Source organism: Duganella fentianensis (genome assembly GCF_964031615.1).
Classification (GTDB): domain Bacteria; phylum Pseudomonadota; class Gammaproteobacteria; order Burkholderiales; family Burkholderiaceae_D; genus Rugamonas; species Rugamonas fentianensis_A.
Genome location: NZ_CAXIQN010000020.1, coordinates 423,986 through 442,802, shown reverse-complemented (window position 1 = coordinate 442,802; position 18,817 = coordinate 423,986). Strand labels below are relative to the sequence as shown.

Genomic DNA, 18,817 nt, shown 5'->3' with positions numbered 1-18,817 from the left:
ACTTTATTTTGCGTTGATGCGCCATTGTACGGCACCGCCGCCCGATGCTCTAGTTATCCGCCCGGCGGACGCTGCATGCAAACTCGGCGGCCAGCCCGTACAATGGGGGCAAGGAAAGTTTTGCGCCGCACGGCGAGTTTTCAAGGAGTGCTGAACTTATGAGTCGTCCATCGTTGAGTGGCCCGTTTATCGCCCCCATGCAGTTCGAAGATGCGCAGGCGGCTTACCAGCAGGTGCTGGCTATCTATGACGCCAATATCGCCCATCTGCGTGCTGCCATGAAGCGTTTTGTGGCCGGTGAGGAGGTGGGCGAGCATGTACGTGCCTGCTATCCGTTTGTACGGGTGCATACGGATACCGTAGCACGCGCCGATTCCACTCTGGCTTTCGGCTTCGTGGCCGGCCCCGGCACCTATGAAACCACGCTGACCCGGCCCGATCTGTTTGCCCGTTACTACCAGCAGCAATTCAAGCTGCTGCTGAAAAATCATGGCAAGCACCGTCTCAAGCTGGAAGTGGGCACCAGTTCCCAGCCCATTCCCATCCATTTTTCGTTCGCCGAGCATGAGCATCTGGAAGGCAGCCTGACGGCCGAACGCCGGCTGCTGATGCGCGATGTGTTCGATTTGCCCGATCTGGCGGCGATGGATGATGGCATCGCCAACGGCACCCACGAGCCGCGCGCAGGCGAAGCACTGCCGCTGTCGCTGTTCACGGCGCCGCGGGTTGATTATTCGCTGCAGCGATTGCGCCATTACACGGGCACCTCGTGCGAGCACTTCCAGAAGTTTGTGCTGTTCACCAATTATCAGTTCTATATCGACGAATTCGTTAAACTGGGGCATGCGCTGATGGCCAGCCCCGCCAGCGACGGCGACGAGTATATTGCCTTCGTCGAGCCGGGCAATCTGGTCACGCGCCGCGTGGGGCAGGCGGTACAGGCCAGCGATGCGCTGGGGGCGGCACCGCCACGGCTGCCGCAGATGCCCGGCTATCACCTGATCCGCGCTGATGGCACGGGGATTTCGATGGTGAATATCGGCGTGGGCCCTGCCAATGCCAAAACGATAACCGACCACATTGCCGTGCTGCGCCCCCATGCGTGGCTGATGCTCGGTCATTGCGCCGGTCTGCGTACGACGCAGGAACTGGGCGACTATGTGCTGGCGCATGGCTATGTGCGCGAAGACCATGTGCTGGACGAGGATCTGCCCCTGTGGGTGCCTATCCCGCCGCTGGCCGAAGTGCAGGTGGCGATCGAAGCGGCAGTGGCCGAAGTGACCCAGCTGACGGGGCATGACCTGAAGCGGGTGATGCGCACGGGTACGGTGGCCAGCACCGATAACCGTAACTGGGAGCTGCTGCCGCAGCGCACGCCGGAGCGCCGTTTCAGCCAGAGCCGCGCGATCGCGCTGGACATGGAAAGCGCGACCATTGCCGCCAACGGTTTCCGTTTCCGTGTACCGTATGGCACGCTGTTGTGTGTGAGCGACAAGCCCATGCATGGTGAAATCAAGTTACCGGGCATGGCTAACCAGTTTTACCGCGATCGGGTCGACCAGCACCTGCGCATCGGCATGCGCGCACTCGATCTGTTGCGCGCGCTGGGCGAGGATAAGCTGCATAGCCGCAAATTGCGCAGTTTTACGGAAGTCGCCTTCCAGTAGTGCGGGTGGCAGCAGCCTGCCAGAGCCCGCCGCGTGCGGGCTTTTTTAATCGATGGGCCTCCTGCGTTGATATCTTTTTCGATATCAAAAACCGGAAAAAATTGATTGGTTTGTTTTTTGCTCAGCCAATAAGATGAATTCCGAGTTAGCCGCAATACATCATAAAACAGATAACACAGGAGACGTATGAACGACTTTATCGTCGGGACTTCCATGTCCCAGAATAAGCACCGCTTGGTCCTGAAAACTGGCGTGGCCGTGCTGGCTACCGCTGGCCTGCTGAGCAGTTTCCAGGTACTGGCGCAGGAAGTTGCTGCAGATCCAGCAACCGCCGCAGTCGACAGCAATGCCGTGGTGACCGTGACGGGCGTGCGCAAAGCTGCCCAGAGCGCCCAGTACCTGAAGCAGAATGCTGAGCAGGTCATCGATTCCATCGTCGCCGACGACATCGGTAAATTCCCTGATAAGAACGTGGCCGAAATCCTCGGTCGCGTACCGGGCGTACAGATTATCCGTGACAATGGCGAAGCCGGTCAGGTGATTATCCGTGGTCTGGGCGGTATCGTCACCACCCTGAACGGCCGCGAAATGTTCACCGCAGCAGGCCGCAGCCTGTTCCTGGCCGATGTGCCAGTTGCCATGTTGCAACGTGTGGACGTCTACAAATCGCAGGGCGCCGATATGAACGAAGGCGGCGTGGCAGGCGTGATCGATGTGCGCACCAACCGTCCATTCGACTTCAAGGGCCAGCAGACGGCCGTGAATGCCCGTGTCGAGCACCGCGACAAAGCCGGTTCGACCGATCCTAACCTGTCCGGCATGGTGTCGGATCGCTGGAAAACCGCCTATGGCGAAGTGGGTCTGCTGGGTGGTATTTCCTACCAGCGTGGCCGTTACCATGACGAAACGGCATGGGTAGCGCCTCCGATCAACTGGCCGCTGTATGGCAACACCCAGGGCGCCGATTCGATGGGTCGCGTGATGGGTCAGGGCGACCGCAAGCGCTGGGCCGGTAACTTCTCGGCACAGTGGCGTCCGAATTCGGATCTGGAACTGTATGCCGAAGGCTTCAGCACCAAGATCAACCACGATTCGTCCAGCGTATTCTTCGTCGGCGTACTGCCATGGTTCCAGACCGGTTCCACCGTGACTAATCAGGCCGGCACCAAATATCTGGATTCGATCAGCAAGAACGGTGCAACCGATCTGTTCACCCTGAGCTCGACTCAGGCACGGCGTGACGAATCGACCGGTCATCAGGGCGCCATCGGTGGCCGCTACAATCTGACGCCGTCGCTGCGCGTGACCACGGAACTGGCCCGCACCGTCAGCAACTACACGCAGGAAAACCCGATTCTGGACGCCGTGCTGCCGGGTCCGCTGAATATTTCGGCGGCCGTACGTGACGGTGGCGGTTATCTGCAGTACAACGGCATCGATATGACCAGCCCGAACAAATGGGTGACGGACGTATTCTGGGATAACCACAATGCTTCCTCGGGGCGTGCTACCGACTGGCGTAGTGATGTGATCTGGGAACCGGAAAATCAGGGCATCCTGAAAGAACTGGCCGGCGGTGTGCGTATCGCCAAGCGTTTCGCAACCTATGTGCATGAGCTGAACAACTTCAACAAAGTGGCGGCGATTCCTGTGACTTCGCTGTCGAGCGCGCTGAACTGCGTGACCCAGGCCACCGGTGGCAACTATGGCATGAACCAGTTCTATGCGCCTTGCCAGAGCTATCTGCTGGACCATACGCAGGAATTGCGTGCGGCACTGGGCCTGAAAGGCCGCAGTCTGGATGATCCGCTGTCCTACTACTCGGATACGGAAACCACCAGCGCGCTGTACCTGAAAGCCAAACTGGCCTTCGATGTAGGCAGTGTGCCGGTCGATGGTAGTGTGGGTGCGCGTTATGTGCAGACTAACCAGAAGGTGAATGGCTATACCCAGGTGACTTCGGCCACCGGTGCCAGCACCATTACCCCGGCATATAGCGATAGCACCACGAACAACGTGCTGCCTAGCGCATCGCTGCGCGCCAAGTGGAGCGATACCCTGCAATCGCGTCTGGTAGCCGGTAAGGCCATCCAGCGCGCCAACTTCGGTGACTTCAACCCTGGTCTGGTGCTGCATGATTCGACCGCCACCACGCTGGCCACCGGTAGCGCCGGTAACCCGAATCTGCGTCCGACCCAGAGCGCCAACGTCGATCTGTCGCTGGAATGGTATTTCGCTCCGGCCAGTTCGCTGACGGGTACGGTGTTCGAGCACCGCTTCACCGACTACGAGATGTGGAAACAGCGTAGCGAAACCATCAACGGTAAGAGCTATCTGGTCAACCGTCCGTACAACGTGGGTAAGGCCAAGCTGCAGGGCGGCGAGATCTCCTACCAGCAGTTCTTCACCATGCTGCCGGGCTGGATGAGCGGTCTGGGTATGCAAGCCAACTACACCTATATGAAGGGTGGCCTGCAGAACGAAGACGGCAGCTCGACGACGCCGACTTTCCCTGGCATGTCGAAGAACTCGTACAATCTGGTCGGTCTGTATGAAAACGATAAGCTATCGGCCCGTCTGGCCTACAGCTGGCGCGACAAGTTCGTGGCCGAGTACAACTACCGCAATTGCTGCGATCTGGTAGTTGACCCGATCAAGTTCCTCGACGCTTCCGTGTCGTACAAGCTGAGCAAGGATATGACCATTAGCGTCGATGCTAACAACCTGCTCAACTTTGCCTACCACGATTACCATGGTACGCCGGCTGCACCACGCGATGTACGCCGCTATGACCGTGTGATCGGTGTGGCTCTGCGCTGGAGAAACTAAGCCAGTCGGATCAATGTTGTTTAGATGACGGCATGCGCTGGAAGCGTGGGCTGTCGGAGGGGGTGCTGTGCCAGTATGCGGACGGCACCCCGTGCTTTTTACTGGATAGTAGCAATGTCAACTGAAAAACTCTCGACGCTGGAAAAAATCGCCTTCGGTGCGGGCGATATGGCACTGAATGTCGTCATCTCGTCGATGATGCTGATTATTACTTTCTTCTACACGGATATCTACGGCCTGCATACGCAGGATCTGGCCTTGCTGTTCGTGCTGGTGAAAGTGGTGGGCGCGGTGTCCGATCTGGCCGTGGGTCAGCTGACCGACCGCTATGCCAGCGCGCTGGGCCGCTTCCGGCCCTGGCTGTTGCTGCTGGCGCTGCCTTACGGGATCAGCGTGTTCTTCGTCTTCACTACGCCGGACTGGGCCTATAGCGCCAAGCTGGTGTGGGCTTACAGCACCTATATTCTGATGACGCTGATGACTTCAGGTGTCGGTGTACCGTATATTTCTCTGATTTCCGGCCTGACCAGCGACCCGCAGGAACGCCTGTCGGCCAATGGCTACCGGCTGTTCTTCGCCAAGATAGGCGCGTTCATGGTGACCATCGTGGTGCCTGTGCTGGCCGAATACTGGGGCGAAGGCAAGGCTGCCACCGGCTATCAGGCCGCGATGGGGGTAATGGCAGCGATGGGCGTGCTGCTGTTCCTGTTCTGCGTGTTCGGCACGCGTGAACGGGTGGTGCACAAGGTCGAGCGTACTTCGCTGCTGGCACAGTTCAAGCTGCTGATGAAAAACGATCAGTGGCTGCTGCTGGCCGGCGCTTGCGTGACGGGCACGGTGGGTTATGTGATCCGCGGCTCGGTGGCGCTGTATTACGCCAAATACTATCTGGGCGGCGATGTGTCGGTGCAGTCCACCTTCCTGTCGCTGGGCGTGGTGGCGGCGATTCTGTCGATGGTCGCCTCGACCTGGATTACCAAGAGCTACTGCAAGGTCAAATTGTTCCGTAACACCCAGTTGCTGGTGTTTGTGATCAGTATTGCGATCTTCTATCTGGTCAAACCGGGCGATATTCTGCTGGCCTATGTGCTGTACTTTGCGCTGTCGTTCGTGGTCGATCTGCATGCACCGGTGTTCTGGTCGTCGATCGCGGAAACCATCGATTACGGTCAGGTGCAGAGCGGCAAGCGCGTATCGGGTCTGGCGTTTGGCGGGATTTCCGTTTGCCAGAAAGCCGGTATGGCCGTGGCCGGCGGTATGGTGGGCGTGCTGCTGACCTATTTCCAGTACGTGCCTAACCAGCCGCAATCGCAACTGGCCATGAGCGGCATTGCGCTGATGCTGACGGTGATACCGGGCTGCTTCCATCTGATTATGGGCCTGTTGATGTTCAAGTACCGCATCAGCGATAGCTATTACGGTCAGGTCAAGCAAGAAATGCGTGCGCTCGGCTACGCCACCCACTGAACCTTTTTTATCTTGTAAAGCATGGAAACTGTAAATGTACTCAAGCCGCTGATCGAACAGCGCGCCGATCCCCATATCTACCGTCACAGCGACGGATACTACTACTTCACCGCCTCGGTGCCGCAGTATGACCGCATCGAACTGCGTCGCGCTAGCACGGTGGCCGGACTGGTAGACGCGCAGAAGGTGGATGTCTGGCATAAGCCGGAGACGGGGCCATACAGCGAACTGGTGTGGGCACCGGAATTGCACTTTAACGACGGTGCGTGGTATGTGTATTTTGCCGCTGCGCCTAGCCGCGAAATCAAGTACAAGCTGTTCCAGCACCGTATGTATGCGATCCGCAATACCAATGCCAATCCGCTGGAAGGGCAGTGGGAGTTCATGGGCCAGATCGATACGGGCATCGATACTTTCTGCCTCGATGCCACCACTTTCACGCATAAAGGCCAGCTGTACTATCTGTGGGCACAGAAGGATGTGGCGATCGAAGGCAATTCCAATCTGTATATCGCTCCAATGAAGACGCCGTGGCAGCTGGGCGGTGCGCCTGTCATGCTGAGCAAGCCGGAATTTGACTGGGAAATCCGCGGCTTCTGGGTCAATGAAGGACCGTCTGTGCTGAAGAAGAATGGCAAGATCTTTATCAGCTATTCGGCCAGCGCCACCGACGAGAACTATGCCATGGGGCTGCTGTGGGCGGACGAGAATGCCGATCTGCTCGATCCGGCTGCGTGGACCAAGTTGCCCCAGCCAGTGCTGCAGACCTGCTTCGAGCATGGCGTGTATGGCCCCGGCCATAACAGCTTCACCACCGGTGAAGATGGCGAGACGCTGCTGGTGTACCACGCCCGTACCTATACGGAAATCGTCGGCGATCCGCTGTGGAATCCTGACCGCCATACCTATGTGAAGCCGCTCAAGTGGGATGCGCAAGGCATGCCCGTGTTCGGCAAGCCATCCATCGCCTAACCGTATAGCATCCTGTCTCGTTTAGCTGTCTCGTTTGTACTCGTTTTGTCTCGTTTTGTCTCTTCTGCCGTCTGGCGGGGCTGACGCGACAAAACGAGACAGAACGAGACACAACGAGACATACAAACGAGTACGAATGCCTCACGCATTCATTTAGTCCAAGGTCGCGACCCTCTGTCGCGCACGCCCAGAAAGCTCCCTATGCAAGCAAGTATTTCCAGTTCTCCTTTTGGCCAACTGCCGGATGGCCGTGCCGCCACGCTTTATACGCTGACCAACCAGCATGGCATGCAGGTCTGCATCAGCGATCTGGGTGGCGTGATTACTTCCATACTGGCGCCTGACCGTAGCGGGCAACTGGGCGATGTCTGTCTGGGATTCGATGATGCGACGGCCTATATGGGGGAATCGCATTATTTCGGCGCGCTGATAGGCCGCTACGGCAACCGCATCGCACAAGGGCAATTCGAACTGGATGGCAAACGCTATCAGCTTGATGTCAATAACGGTATCAATCATCTGCATGGCGGCCGTGAGGGCTTTCATCGCCAGCTGTGGCAGGCGGAGGCCGCTAGCAGCGCGGATACGGCGACGCTGACGCTGCGCTACCGTAGTCCTGATGGCGAGCAGGGTTATCCCGGCAACCTCGATGTGACGGTGCGCTATGAACTGGGTGGCGATAATGCATTGCGTATTGCTTTCCATGCTGTCACGGATCAAGCCACGCCCGTCAACCTGACCAACCACGCCTATTTCAATCTGGCGGGGCAGGGCGATATTCTCGGCCATGAGCTGACCATACCGGCCGATGCCTACACGCCCGTGGATGCGGGATTGATACCGACCGGCGAGCTACGCCCCGTGCAGGGCACGGCGTTCGATTTCCGCGCACCGCACGCGATTGGTGCCCGCATCGGCGCCAGTGATCAGCAACTGCAGCATGGCTCCGGCTATGACCATAACTTTGCGCTGAACCGTCAGCAAGATGGTGCGCTGGAACTGGCAGCACGGGTGCGCGAACCCGTGTCTGGCCGTGTACTGGAAGTCTGGACACAGGAGCCCGGCGTGCAGTTCTACAGCGGCAATTTCCTCTCCGACGCCGTGCGCGGCAAGGGTCGTGTGTATGATTTGCGCAGCGGTTTCTGTCTGGAGCCGCAGCATTTTCCTGACGCGCCTAACCAGCCGCAATTTGCCTCCACCATCCTGCGCCCTGATGCCGTCTACCGTACGCAGATGGAATATCGTTTCACGACGGATGCGGCGGCGGGTGCGGCAGGTGCCTGAGATATTAATTTCGATATCAAAGTCGAATAATATTTTATTGGAAAGATATCTCTGTACATCTTAGTATGGCTTATCGATGCGGGGGCATGACAAGCACGTCCCCGTGCAGAAACATACTGAGGAGATATGCATGTCTGAGAACGACAAGAAGGTCAAGTTACGCTCGGCCGAGTGGTTTGGTACGCAGGACAAGAACGGTTTCATGTACCGCAGCTGGATGAAGAATCAGGGCATCCCCGATCATGAATTCCAGGGCAAACCCATCATCGGCATCTGCAACACGTGGTCCGAGCTGACCCCTTGCAATGCACATTTCCGCAAACTGGCCGAGCACGTCAAGCGCGGCATTCTGGAAGCCGGTGGCTTCCCCGTTGAATTCCCCGTATTCTCGAACGGCGAATCGAATCTGCGCCCGACCGCCATGCTGACCCGCAATCTGGCCAGTATGGACGTGGAAGAATCGATCCGCGGCAATCCGATGGACGGCGTGGTGCTGCTGGTCGGTTGCGACAAGACCACGCCAGCGCTGCTGATGGGTGCAGCTTCGGTGGATATTCCTACCATCGTCGTGAGCGGTGGCCCTATGCTGAACGGTAAGCTGAACGGCAAGAACATCGGTTCCGGCACGGCCGTATGGCAGTTGCACGAGCAGGTCAAGGCTGGTGAAATCTCCATGCACGAATTCATGTCGGCGGAATCGGGCCACTCGCGCTCGGCCGGTACCTGCAACACCATGGGTACGGCGTCCACCATGGCCTGCATGGCCGAAGCACTGGGTACTTCGCTGCCGCACAATGCCGCGATTCCTGCGGTGGATTCGCGCCGCTACATCCTCGCCCACATGTCCGGTATCCGCATCGTCGACATGGTCAAGGAAGACCTGAAGCTGTCCAAAGTGCTCAAGCGCGAAAACTTCGAGAACGCCATCCGCGTGAATGCGGCCATCGGTGGCTCGACCAATGCCGTGATCCACCTGAAAGCCATCGCTGGCCGTATCGGCGTCGATCTGGAGCTGGAAGACTGGACCCGTGTCGGCCGCGGTACGCCGACCATCGTCGATCTGCTGCCTTCGGGCCGCTTCCTGATGGAAGAGTTCTACTACGCTGGCGGTCTGCCTGCCGTGATCCGCCGCATGGGCGAGGGCAATCTGGTACCAAATCCGGATGCACTGACGGTCAACGGCAAGACGCTGTGGGAAAACTGCAAGGACGCGCCTATCTACGACGACGAAGTAGTGCGTCCGCTCGACAAGCCGCTGCTCAAGGATGGCGGCATCTGCATCCTGCGCGGCAATCTGGCGCCACGCGGCGCTGTGCTGAAACCTTCGGCAGCAACGCCGGAACTGATGCAGCACCGTGGCCGTGCCGTGGTATTCGAAGACTTCGAGCATTACAAGGCTGCCATCGTCGATCCGAATCTGGAAGTGGATGCCAACTCGGTGCTGGTGATGAAGAACTGTGGCCCGAAAGGCTATCCCGGCATGGCCGAAGTGGGCAATATGGGCTTGCCACCGAAGCTGCTGGCCGCTGGTGTGAAAGACATGGTGCGTATCTCCGACGCGCGTATGAGCGGCACGGCCTACGGTACGGTGGTACTGCACGTCGCACCGGAAGCCATGGCCGGTGGCCCGCTGGGCATCGTCAAGGATGGCGACTGGATCACTCTTGATTGTGCCGGTGGCGTACTGAATCTGGAAATCTCCGACGAGGAAATGGCCCAGCGTCAGGCAGCGCGCAAGCGCGGCAGTGCGCCGGGTCCGAAGACGGGCTACCAGCAACTGTATATCGAACACGTGCTGCAGGCCGACGAAGGCTGCGACTTCGACTTCCTGGTCGGTAACCGCGGCTCGGCCGTGCCGCGTCACTCGCACTGATCGCTGCAAGTTTGCGGCCCGCCGGCAGGCCATCGTATGGCGATGCACAGCGGGCCAGCGTTGCACCCTCACACTCATCGTATCAACTGAATACAGAAATCCGGAGAAGTCATGCTGCTCGTCCAATTCAAGAATGTTCAGGGAGGCCGCCAGATCGGCGTGCTGGAACAGAACACCATCCGCGTTATCGAAGGTTACGAAACCACCTACGCTTTAGCGCAGGCTGCGATACGCCAGAAGCAGAGTCTGGCCGCGCTGGCCAATGCCGCACAGGGCAAAACCGAGCTGGCCTTTGATGCCGTGCTGGCAGAGGGCCGTCTGCTGCCACCGATAGACCATGCCGACCCGGCGCACTGCTATGTAACGGGTACGGGTCTGACCCATCTGGGCAGCGCCGATACGCGCGACGCCATGCACAAGAAAATCGGCGGCGATGTGGAATCGCTCAGTGATTCCATGAAGATGTTCCGCATGGGCGTGGAAGGCGGCAAGCCCGCTGCCGGTGTGGCTGGCGTGCAGCCTGAATGGTTCTACAAAGGTGACGGTTCCATCGTCGCGGCTAGCGGTGCCGATCTGGCCATGCCGGACTTCGCGCTCGACGGTGGCGAGGAGCCGGAAGTGGCCGGTCTGTACGTGATCGGCGACGACGGTCAGCCTTACCGCGTAGGCTATGCCATCGGTAACGAATTCTCCGACCACGTGACGGAACGCCAGAACTATCTGTATCTGGCGCACTCCAAGCTGCGCGCCTGCGGCCTTGGTCCGGCACTGCTGGTGGGCGAAGCGCCGGCGCATATCGAAGGCACTTCGCGCATCTACGATAAAGAGGGCAAGCTGCGCTGGGAAAAAGCTTTCTTCAGCGGCGAACAGAATATGTCGCACACGCTGGCCAATCTGGAACACCACCACTTCAAATACCCGCTGTTCAAGCGCGCCGGTGATGTGCACATCCATTTCTTTGGCACTGCTACGCTGAGCGTGGCCGACAACATCGTGGTGCAGCCCGGTGAAACCTTCGAAATCGAAGCGCCCCAGTTCGGCCCGGCGCTGCGCAACAAGCTGTCCGTGTACGCCACCGAAGTGGCCAAGGTGCTGCCACTATGAGCGATATCGCACTGATTACGGGCGATGCCCTGATAGGCGGCGTGGCCGTCAAGGGCCATGGCAGCGCGGTGTACGGCTTCAACCCTGCGACCCAGCAGCAGCTCGAGCCGGCTTTCCATGCCGTCGATCTGACCCAGATCGATCAGGCCTGCCGTCTGGCCGACGCAGCGTTTGACCAGTTCCGCGCACTCGGCGACGAGCAGCGCGCGGTGTTCCTCGAAACCATCGCCGAGCAGATCATGGCGCTGGGCGAAACGCTGGTGGAGCGCGTGATGGCCGAAAGCGGCCTGCCCCGTATGCGTATCGAGGGCGAGCGTGGCCGCACCGTAGGGCAGCTGAAATTGTTCGCCAACCTGCTGCGCGAAGGTTCGTGGCATGACGTGCGCGTCGATCCCGCACTGCCGGAACGTACGCCGCCGCGGCCAGAACTGCGCATGCGCATGATCCCGCTGGGTCCGGTGGCAGTTTTCGCTGCCAGTAACTTCCCGCTGGCGTTCTCGGTGGCGGGCGGCGACACGGCATCGGCGCTGGCAGCGGGCTGCCCGGTGGTGCTCAAAGCTCACTCGGCACACCCCGGCACCTCGGAACTGGTTGGCCGCGCCATCGTCAAGGCAGCCCAGTTGTGCGGCCTGCCGGCCGGCGTGTTCGCACTGCTCACGGGCAGCGGCAATGGCATCGGGCAGGAACTGGTGCGCCATCCGGCCATCAAGGCGGTCGGTTTTACCGGCTCGCGTAGTGGCGGCACGGCGCTGATGGCGGTGGCGGCTGCACGCCCTGTACCGATTCCCGTGTATGCCGAAATGAGTTCGATTAATCCTGTGTTCCTGCTGCCGCAGGCACTGGCCGCGCGCGCCGAAGACATCGCACAAGGCTTTGCTGGTTCGCTGGTGCTGGGCGTGGGGCAGTTCTGTACCAACCCCGGTCTGGTAATCGCCATCGACGGCCCCGATCTGGAACGCTTCACGAACACGGCAGCAAAGGCGCTGGCCGGTGGTGCCGCCTGCGCCATGCTGTCGTCCGGTATCGCCGGCAGCTATCAGCGCGGCATCCAGCAACTGCAGCAGCACGACGCTGTGAGCACGCTGGCGCTGGCGCCACAGGAGCAGGGCAAGGGCGCACCGGCGCTGTTCCGCACCACGGCTGCCGCCTTCCTGTCGCAGCATGCGCTGTCGGACGAAGTGTTCGGCCCGGCCTCGCTGGTGGTGGCCTGCCGCGATCTGACCGAACTGCATCAGGTGGCCGAGAGTCTGGAAGGCCAGCTGACGGCCACGCTGCAGATGGATGAAGCTGACCTGGCTGCAGCACAGGCGCTGCTGCCGCTGCTCGAACGTAAAGCTGGCCGGATCCTGGCCAATGGCTATCCGACTGGCGTGGAAGTGTGCAGCGCCATGGTGCACGGCGGGCCGTTCCCGTCCACTTCGGACGGCCGCAGCACGTCGGTGGGTACCGGTGCAATCAGCCGCTTCCTGCGTCCCGTGTGCTACCAGAATCTGGCGCAGGCTCTGCTGCCGGAAGTGCTGCGCGACAGTGGCGTGGCCGGTGATGCATCGCTCGCCGGCGCCCAGCGCTGGCACCGGCGCGAAGGCGTGCTGACGCGCTAATTTGCCTTTGATCCTGTAGTACCTAGCCACCGCGCTGCCATCACTCGAATGGTGGGCCGGTGGCTATAAAACATTAAAAAAAAATATCCGGAGACTGTATGACCCAACTGGCTAAATTCGGTAGCCTGCGTGGCAAACGTGTATTCATCACCGGTGGCGGAACCGGCATAGGCGAAGCCATGGTGATCTCGTTTGCAGAGCAGGGCGCCCATGTGGCTTTCGTCGACATCGCGCGCGACGCCAGCTTTGCGCTGGCACGCCGCGTCAGGGAAGCCGGTTATCCCGAGCCGCTGTTCCGTCAGTGCGACATCACCGACATCGCCGCGTTGCAGGCCACCATGGCCGAACTGGCCGGCCTCATCGGCGACTTCGATATTCTGGTGAATAACGCTGCCAACGACCAGCGCCATGAAACTTCCGACGTCACGCTCGACTACTGGAACGAGCGCATCGCGATTAACCAGCGTCCCATGTTCTTTACCTGTCAGGCCGTGTACGAAGGCATGAAAAAGAAGGGTGCCGGCTCCATCATTAACGTCGGCTCGATCTCGTGGCATGTGAAGAATGCCGGCTATCCCGTGTACGCCACCTCCAAGGCGGCCGTGCATGGCCTCACGCGCGGACTGGCGCGCGAATTCGGCGCGCACGGTATCCGCGTCAACACCGTCACGCCGGGCTGGGTAATGACCCAGCGCCAGATCGACCTGTGGCTGGATGACGCCGGCGAAGCTGAAATCAAACGTAATCAGTGCATCCCCACCAAGCTGATGCCGCAGCATATCGCCTCGATGGTGCTGTTCCTCGCGGCCGACGATGGCGCCATGTGTACGGCGCAGGAATTCATTGTCGATGCAGGCTGGGTTTAATCCCTGGCATCCGGCACGCAGCGCGCCTGCGCGGCCGGCCACTTTCTACAACGAGGTGTCAATATGGTGAAGATAGCTTACCCTGCGCTGCTGCTGGCGGCCTTGACGGCAGTGCCGGCCAGCGCCGCGCCGATCACGCTGCTGCGCAGCCCCGATCGTCACATCAGCGTAACGCTGGAAACTGCCGCCAACGGCACGCTGCAGTACAGCGTGGCGCGCGACGGCCAGCTCGTGCTGCTGCCATCGCGACTGGGCTTGCAGTTGCGGGGCGCCGATCTGTCGCAGCAACTGAGCGTGAGTCACGTCAGTCGCGCGCAGGCGGTGCACGAGGATTACGAGATGGCCGTCGGCAAACGCCGCAAGATCAGCTACCGTGCCGTCGAGCAGACTGCTACCGTGCGCAATCCTGCCGGTCAGCGCATGGAAATCAGCCTGCGCGTTTCTAACGATGGCGTGGCGTTGCGCTACCGCGTGCGCGAGCCGGCGCTGGCGCGCAAACAGCTGATCGCCGAGCAGACCAGTTTTGCACTGCCGGCCGCAGCGCGCGCATGGCTGCAGCCGATGTCGGTGGCGCAGACGGGATGGAGCAATACCAATCCGTCGTATGAAGAACACTACAAAATGGACATCGCCGCCGGCACGCCGGCACCGACTGCCGCCGGCTGGGTATTCCCCGCGCTGTTCAAGACGGGCGACAACTGGCTGGCAGTGAGCGAGGCCGGCATGGATGGCAGCTATCAGGCTTCGCGTCTGGCTGCCAGTTCGGAAGGCGGCGAATACCGCATCGGCCAGCCAATGGCGGCCGAAGTCTATACCGGCGGCGGCCTGCTGGCCGACGTGAGTGGCACGCTGACCACGCCATGGCGCGTGCTGGCACTGGGCTCGCTGGCCACGGTCACTAATTCCACGCTGGGTACCGATCTGGCGGCGCCGGCCATTACCTTCCCGCGCGCGCTGGTGCAGCCCGGCCATGCCTCGTGGAGCTGGGCGCTGCTCAAGGATGATGCCACGGTGTACGAAGTGCAGAAGAAGTTCATCGACTATGCGGCCGATATGCATTGGGACTACACCCTGATCGATGCCGATTGGGACCGCAAGATAGGCTATGACAAAGTGCGCGAACTGGTGCAGTACGCCGCCGCGAAACAGGTCGGCATCCTGCTCTGGTATAACTCCTCGGGCGCTTGGAACACCACCGAGTATTCACCCAAGAGCAAGCTGCTGACCCACGAACAGCGCGTTGCCGAATTTGCCCGCCTGCGCGCGCTGGGCGTGAAAGGCGTGAAGATCGACTTCTTCGGCGGCGATGGCCAGTCGATGATCGCCTACTACGTCGATATTCTGCGCGATGCCGCCGATGCGGGACTGCTGGTCAACTTCCACGGCGCCACGCTGCCGCGGGGCTGGGCCCGTACCTATCCGAATCTGATGACCATGGAAGCCGTGCGCGGCATGGAGTTCACCACCTTCGAGCAGGTAGACGAAGACCGTATGCCGACCCACGCTGCGATGTTGCCGTTCACGCGCAACCTGTTCGACCCGATGGATTTCACGCCCATGGTGTTTGGCGAGATTCCGAATATCCGTCGCAGCGCCAGCAACGGCTTCGAACTGGCCACCTCGGTGCTGTACCTGTCCGGTATCCAGCACTTTGCCGAGACGCCGGAAGGCATGTCTACCGTGCCGGCCTATGTGAAGACGCTGCTGCAGGAGCTGCCCCGTAGCTGGGATGACAGCCGGCTGCTGGATGGCTATCCGGGCCAGTACGTAGTGATGGCGCGGCGCGCCGGTCAGCACTGGTATATCGCCGGTATCAATGCGGGCGACAGCGCCCGTACGGTGCGGCTCGATCTATCGTTTGCCGGTCAGCGCCACGGCAGCATCATTACTGACGGTGCCGGTGCCGGTGCCGGTGCCGGTGCCGGTGCGGCCGGACGCAGCTTCGAGCAGCGCCCCATCAGCAATGACAAGCAGGTCGAGATCACCATCGAGCCGCATGGCGGCTTCCTGATTCAACTTTAAGACAGCCATCCCAAAACCTCTAAAATTAGGAGACAAGCATGAACTATTTCAAGCGTAGCGTACTGACTCTGTCGCTGCTGGCAGCGGGCGCGGTGTATGCAGCCGAACCGGTTGGCGTCAGCATCGATACGGCCAAACCGGGCCCTGTCATCAACAAGGATATCTATGGCCAGTTCGCCGAGCACCTCGGCACCGGCATCTATGGCGGCCTGTGGGTCGGCCCGAACTCGAAGATCCCCAACACCAAAGGCTGGCGTAACGACGTTGTGGGCGCACTGAAAGCCATGCACGTGCCACTGGTGCGCTGGCCGGGCGGCTGCTTCGCCGACGAATACCACTGGAAAGACGGCATCGGCGCGCGCGACAAGCGCCCCGTGAAGGTCAACACCAACTGGGGCGGGGTAGAGGAATCCAACGCTGTCGGTACCCACGAGTTCTTCGATCTGGTGGAAATGCTGGGCGCCGACGCCTATGTGAACGGCAATCTGGGCACCGGCAGTGCGCAGGAAATGTCGGAATGGATCGAGTACATGACCTCGGATAGCAAGTCCACGCTGGCCAATCTGCGCCGCAAGAACGGGCGCGACAAGCCGTTCAAGGTAGCCTACTTCGCCATCGGTAACGAAGCCTGGGGCTGTGGCGGCAATATGTCGCCGGACCACTACGCCGATCTGTACCGCAATGTCGAAACCTTCCTGCGCGCACCGGCGCAATATCGTCCGAAGATGATCGCCAGCGGCGGCAATGACAACGACATTAGCTGGTCGGATGTGCTGAGCAAGCGCCTCAAGCGCCAGACCGACGGCATCAGCTTCCACTACTACACCATCCCGACCGGTAAATGGGAAGTCAAGGGCGCCGCCACCGGCTTCGCCGAAAAGGAATGGATCTCCACGCTGGCCAACACGCTGCGCATGGAACAGCACATGCAGCGCAATGCTGCGGCCATGGACAAGCACGATCCGGAGAAGAAACTGGGTCTGTTCGTGGACGAGTGGGGCACCTGGTACGACGTCGAGAAGGGCACCAATGCGGGCTTCCTGTTTCAGCAGAACACCCTGCGCGATGCGCTTGTTGCGGCGCTTAACTTCAACATCTTCCATGCCCATGCTGACCGCGTGCGTATGACCAATATCGCCCAGATGGTGAATGTGCTGCAGGCCATGATCATCACCGATAAAGACAAGATGCTGCTGACGCCGACCTACCACGCGTTCGAAATGTATGTGCCGTTCCAGAACGCCACCTTCCTGCCGGTGACGCTAAGTAACAACCGCCAGTACGCACTCGATGGCGCCAGCATACCCGAAATTAGCGCGACGGCGGCCCGTGCCACCGATGGCAAAGTCTATCTGGCGCTGGTCAATACCAATCCACGTGAGGCGGCGGATGTAGCGCTTGCGCTGCCGGGCCAGCAGGTGCAGGGCGTGCGTGGCCGTGTGCTGACAGCGGCGGCGATGGACGCCCACAACACCTTTGCCGCTCCGCAGGCGGTGAAACCGGCACCGTTCAGCGCCAAGGCAGTGGACGGCAAACTGAGTGTGCAGATTCCGGCCAAGTCGGTGGTCGTGGTCGCAGTGGAGTAAGAATATGAACGAGCACGATATCAGCCTCTCGCGCCGCAAGGCCATCGCTGGCGGCGTGGCGCTGCTACTGGCCGGCTGCGGCGGTGGTGGTGGCGGCAGCACGGCTGCAGTAACGCCGACGCCAACGCCGACGCCAACGCCGACGCCGACGCCGACGCCAACGCCGACCAGCATCAGCTTCGCCGACGCCTCGGTACACGATCCAGCCGTGATCCGCGTGGATGGCACCTACTACGTATTCGGTTCCCATCTGGCGGCGGCCAAGTCGACCGACCTGATGAACTGGAGCAAAATCGCCGATGGTGTCAACAACAGCAATCCGCTGTTCAACAACGTCACCACGGCGCTGGGCGACACCTTCTCGTGGGCGCAGGTGACCGATTTGTGGGCGCCCGACGTGATCCGTCTGGCCGATGGCAAGTACTACTTCTACTATGACGCCTGCAAAGGCGATTCGCCCCGCTCGGCGCTGGGTGTGGCCGTGGCCGACAAGATCGAAGGCCCGTATGTGAACAAGCAGATCATGCTGAAATCCGGCATGTGGGGCCAGACCAGCGAAGACGGTGTCAACGTCTACGATGCGCTGACCATGCCGAATGCGGTCGATCCGGCCACCTTCTTCGATAAGGACGGCAAGCTGTGGATGGTGTACGGCTCGTACTCGGGCGGCATCTTCATCCTTGCGCTTGATCCGGCCACCGGCCTGCAGAAACCGGGGCAGGGCTACGGCAAGCGCCTGATGGGTGGTAATCACAGCCGCATCGAAGGCGCCTACATTCTGTACAGCCCGCAGAGCAAGTACTACTACTTGTTCACCTCGTTCGGCGGACTCGATGCGAATGGCGCCTACAACATGCGAGTAGCCCGTTCGCTCAATCCGGACGGGCCGTATCTGGACGCCAAGGGCAACGACATGGTCAACGTCAAATCGAATCCGGCACTGCCGCTGTTCGATGACGTCAGCATCGCCCCGTACGGCCAGAAGATCATGGGCAACCACCAGTTCGCACTGGCGGACGGCGAAACGGGCACGCCACTGGGCTATGTCTCGCCCGGCCATAACTCGGCCTATTACGAGGCGTCCACGGGACAGTACTTCCTGATCTTCCACACGCGCTTCCCCGGTACGGGCGAACTGCACCAGATCCGCGTGCACGAAATGTTTATCAACGAGGATGGCTGGATGGTGGTCGCACCGTTCCGCTACGCGCCGCTGAGCAAGAATGCCACGCCGCTGGCAGCCGAAGTGACGCCGGCCGAAGCGGCCGGTGCCTACAAGATGATCAATCACGGCAAGGATATTTCGGCCAGCATCAAGGCTTCGCAGAATATCCGGCTGGCGGCTGACGGCACCGTGTCCGGTGCGGCCAGCGGCACTTGGAAGCATAATGGCGGAAATAAAATCACCATCGCGCTGGGCAGCGCCGGTACTTTCAATGGCGTGCTGTCGCGCCAGTGGAATAGCAATGCCAGCGCATTTGTGGTCACCTGGACGGCACAATCGGTAGAGGGCGTGTCGATCTGGGGCGCACGGACAGGGAGCTAA

Annotated in this window: 12 protein-coding genes; all 12 read left to right on the top strand. The window is 60.4% G+C overall.

Translation table 11 applies throughout. The features are described from left to right. Nucleotides 1-158: 158 nt before the first annotated feature. The 12 genes from ABNT42_RS16460 (at nucleotide 159) to ABNT42_RS16405 (ending at nucleotide 18,817) form a co-directional block, all read left to right on the top strand. A complete protein-coding gene (locus ABNT42_RS16460) occupies nucleotides 159-1,667 on the top strand; it encodes an AMP nucleosidase (protein ID WP_348698747.1) in 1,509 nt (502 codons plus the stop codon). 186 nt (nucleotides 1,668-1,853) lie between these two features. Next, nucleotides 1,854-4,496 (top strand): TonB-dependent receptor, encoded by a 2,643-nt coding sequence (locus tag ABNT42_RS16455; RefSeq protein WP_348698745.1) that lies wholly within the window; start codon nucleotides 1,854-1,856, stop codon nucleotides 4,494-4,496. 114 nt (nucleotides 4,497-4,610) lie between these two features. Further along, complete coding sequence (locus ABNT42_RS16450) at nucleotides 4,611-5,963, top strand: MFS transporter (protein WP_348698743.1); 1,353 nt, start codon at nucleotides 4,611-4,613, stop codon at nucleotides 5,961-5,963. 21 nt (nucleotides 5,964-5,984) lie between these two features. Then, nucleotides 5,985-6,935 carry a glycoside hydrolase family 43 protein gene (locus ABNT42_RS16445; RefSeq protein WP_348698741.1) on the top strand — a complete coding sequence of 317 codons (951 nt, stop codon included), beginning with the start codon at nucleotides 5,985-5,987 and terminating at the stop codon, nucleotides 6,933-6,935. Between the two features lie 201 nt (nucleotides 6,936-7,136). Then, nucleotides 7,137-8,219 carry an aldose epimerase family protein gene (locus ABNT42_RS16440; RefSeq protein WP_348698740.1) on the top strand — a complete coding sequence of 361 codons (1,083 nt, stop codon included), beginning with the start codon at nucleotides 7,137-7,139 and terminating at the stop codon, nucleotides 8,217-8,219. A gap of 130 nt (nucleotides 8,220-8,349) precedes the next feature. Next, entirely contained in the window at nucleotides 8,350-10,092 is a 1,743-nt protein-coding gene (locus ABNT42_RS16435; protein WP_348698738.1) for an IlvD/Edd family dehydratase, read from the top strand. Between the two features lie 111 nt (nucleotides 10,093-10,203). Continuing rightward, a complete protein-coding gene (gene araD1 / locus ABNT42_RS16430) occupies nucleotides 10,204-11,196 on the top strand; it encodes an AraD1 family protein (protein WP_348698736.1) in 993 nt (330 codons plus the stop codon). After that, nucleotides 11,193-12,797: an aldehyde dehydrogenase (NADP(+)) gene (locus ABNT42_RS16425; protein WP_348698734.1), complete on the top strand. Its 1,605-nt coding sequence runs from the start codon at nucleotides 11,193-11,195 to the stop codon at nucleotides 12,795-12,797. Before araD1 ends, ABNT42_RS16425 begins: the two co-directional genes overlap by 4 nt. Before the next feature lie 98 nt (nucleotides 12,798-12,895). Next, nucleotides 12,896-13,663 carry an SDR family oxidoreductase gene (locus ABNT42_RS16420; protein ID WP_348698733.1) on the top strand — a complete coding sequence of 256 codons (768 nt, stop codon included), beginning with the start codon at nucleotides 12,896-12,898 and terminating at the stop codon, nucleotides 13,661-13,663. Between the two features lie 63 nt (nucleotides 13,664-13,726). Next, nucleotides 13,727-15,685: a glycoside hydrolase family 97 catalytic domain-containing protein gene (locus ABNT42_RS16415; protein ID WP_348698731.1), complete on the top strand. Its 1,959-nt coding sequence runs from the start codon at nucleotides 13,727-13,729 to the stop codon at nucleotides 15,683-15,685. 38 nt (nucleotides 15,686-15,723) lie between these two features. Further along, nucleotides 15,724-17,271: an alpha-L-arabinofuranosidase C-terminal domain-containing protein gene (locus ABNT42_RS16410; RefSeq protein ID WP_348698730.1), complete on the top strand. Its 1,548-nt coding sequence runs from the start codon at nucleotides 15,724-15,726 to the stop codon at nucleotides 17,269-17,271. Between the two features lie 4 nt (nucleotides 17,272-17,275). After that, nucleotides 17,276-18,817, top strand: a complete 1,542-nt coding sequence (locus tag ABNT42_RS16405) for a glycoside hydrolase family 43 protein (protein ID WP_348698728.1) — start codon at nucleotides 17,276-17,278, stop codon at nucleotides 18,815-18,817.

Coding starts and splice junctions, on each gene's coding strand:
- ABNT42_RS16415 (WP_348698731.1), top strand. CDS start 13,727: ATGGTGAAGATAGCTTACCCTGCGCTGCTGCTGGCGGCCTTGACGGCA.
- ABNT42_RS16410 (WP_348698730.1), top strand. CDS start 15,724: ATGAACTATTTCAAGCGTAGCGTACTGACTCTGTCGCTGCTGGCAGCG.
- ABNT42_RS16420 (WP_348698733.1), top strand. CDS start 12,896: ATGACCCAACTGGCTAAATTCGGTAGCCTGCGTGGCAAACGTGTATTC.
- araD1 (WP_348698736.1), top strand. CDS start 10,204: ATGCTGCTCGTCCAATTCAAGAATGTTCAGGGAGGCCGCCAGATCGGC.
- ABNT42_RS16440 (WP_348698740.1), top strand. CDS start 7,137: ATGCAAGCAAGTATTTCCAGTTCTCCTTTTGGCCAACTGCCGGATGGC.
- ABNT42_RS16405 (WP_348698728.1), top strand. CDS start 17,276: ATGAACGAGCACGATATCAGCCTCTCGCGCCGCAAGGCCATCGCTGGC.
- ABNT42_RS16460 (WP_348698747.1), top strand. CDS start 159: ATGAGTCGTCCATCGTTGAGTGGCCCGTTTATCGCCCCCATGCAGTTC.
- ABNT42_RS16445 (WP_348698741.1), top strand. CDS start 5,985: ATGGAAACTGTAAATGTACTCAAGCCGCTGATCGAACAGCGCGCCGAT.
- ABNT42_RS16455 (WP_348698745.1), top strand. CDS start 1,854: ATGAACGACTTTATCGTCGGGACTTCCATGTCCCAGAATAAGCACCGC.
- ABNT42_RS16450 (WP_348698743.1), top strand. CDS start 4,611: ATGTCAACTGAAAAACTCTCGACGCTGGAAAAAATCGCCTTCGGTGCG.
- ABNT42_RS16425 (WP_348698734.1), top strand. CDS start 11,193: ATGAGCGATATCGCACTGATTACGGGCGATGCCCTGATAGGCGGCGTG.
- ABNT42_RS16435 (WP_348698738.1), top strand. CDS start 8,350: ATGTCTGAGAACGACAAGAAGGTCAAGTTACGCTCGGCCGAGTGGTTT.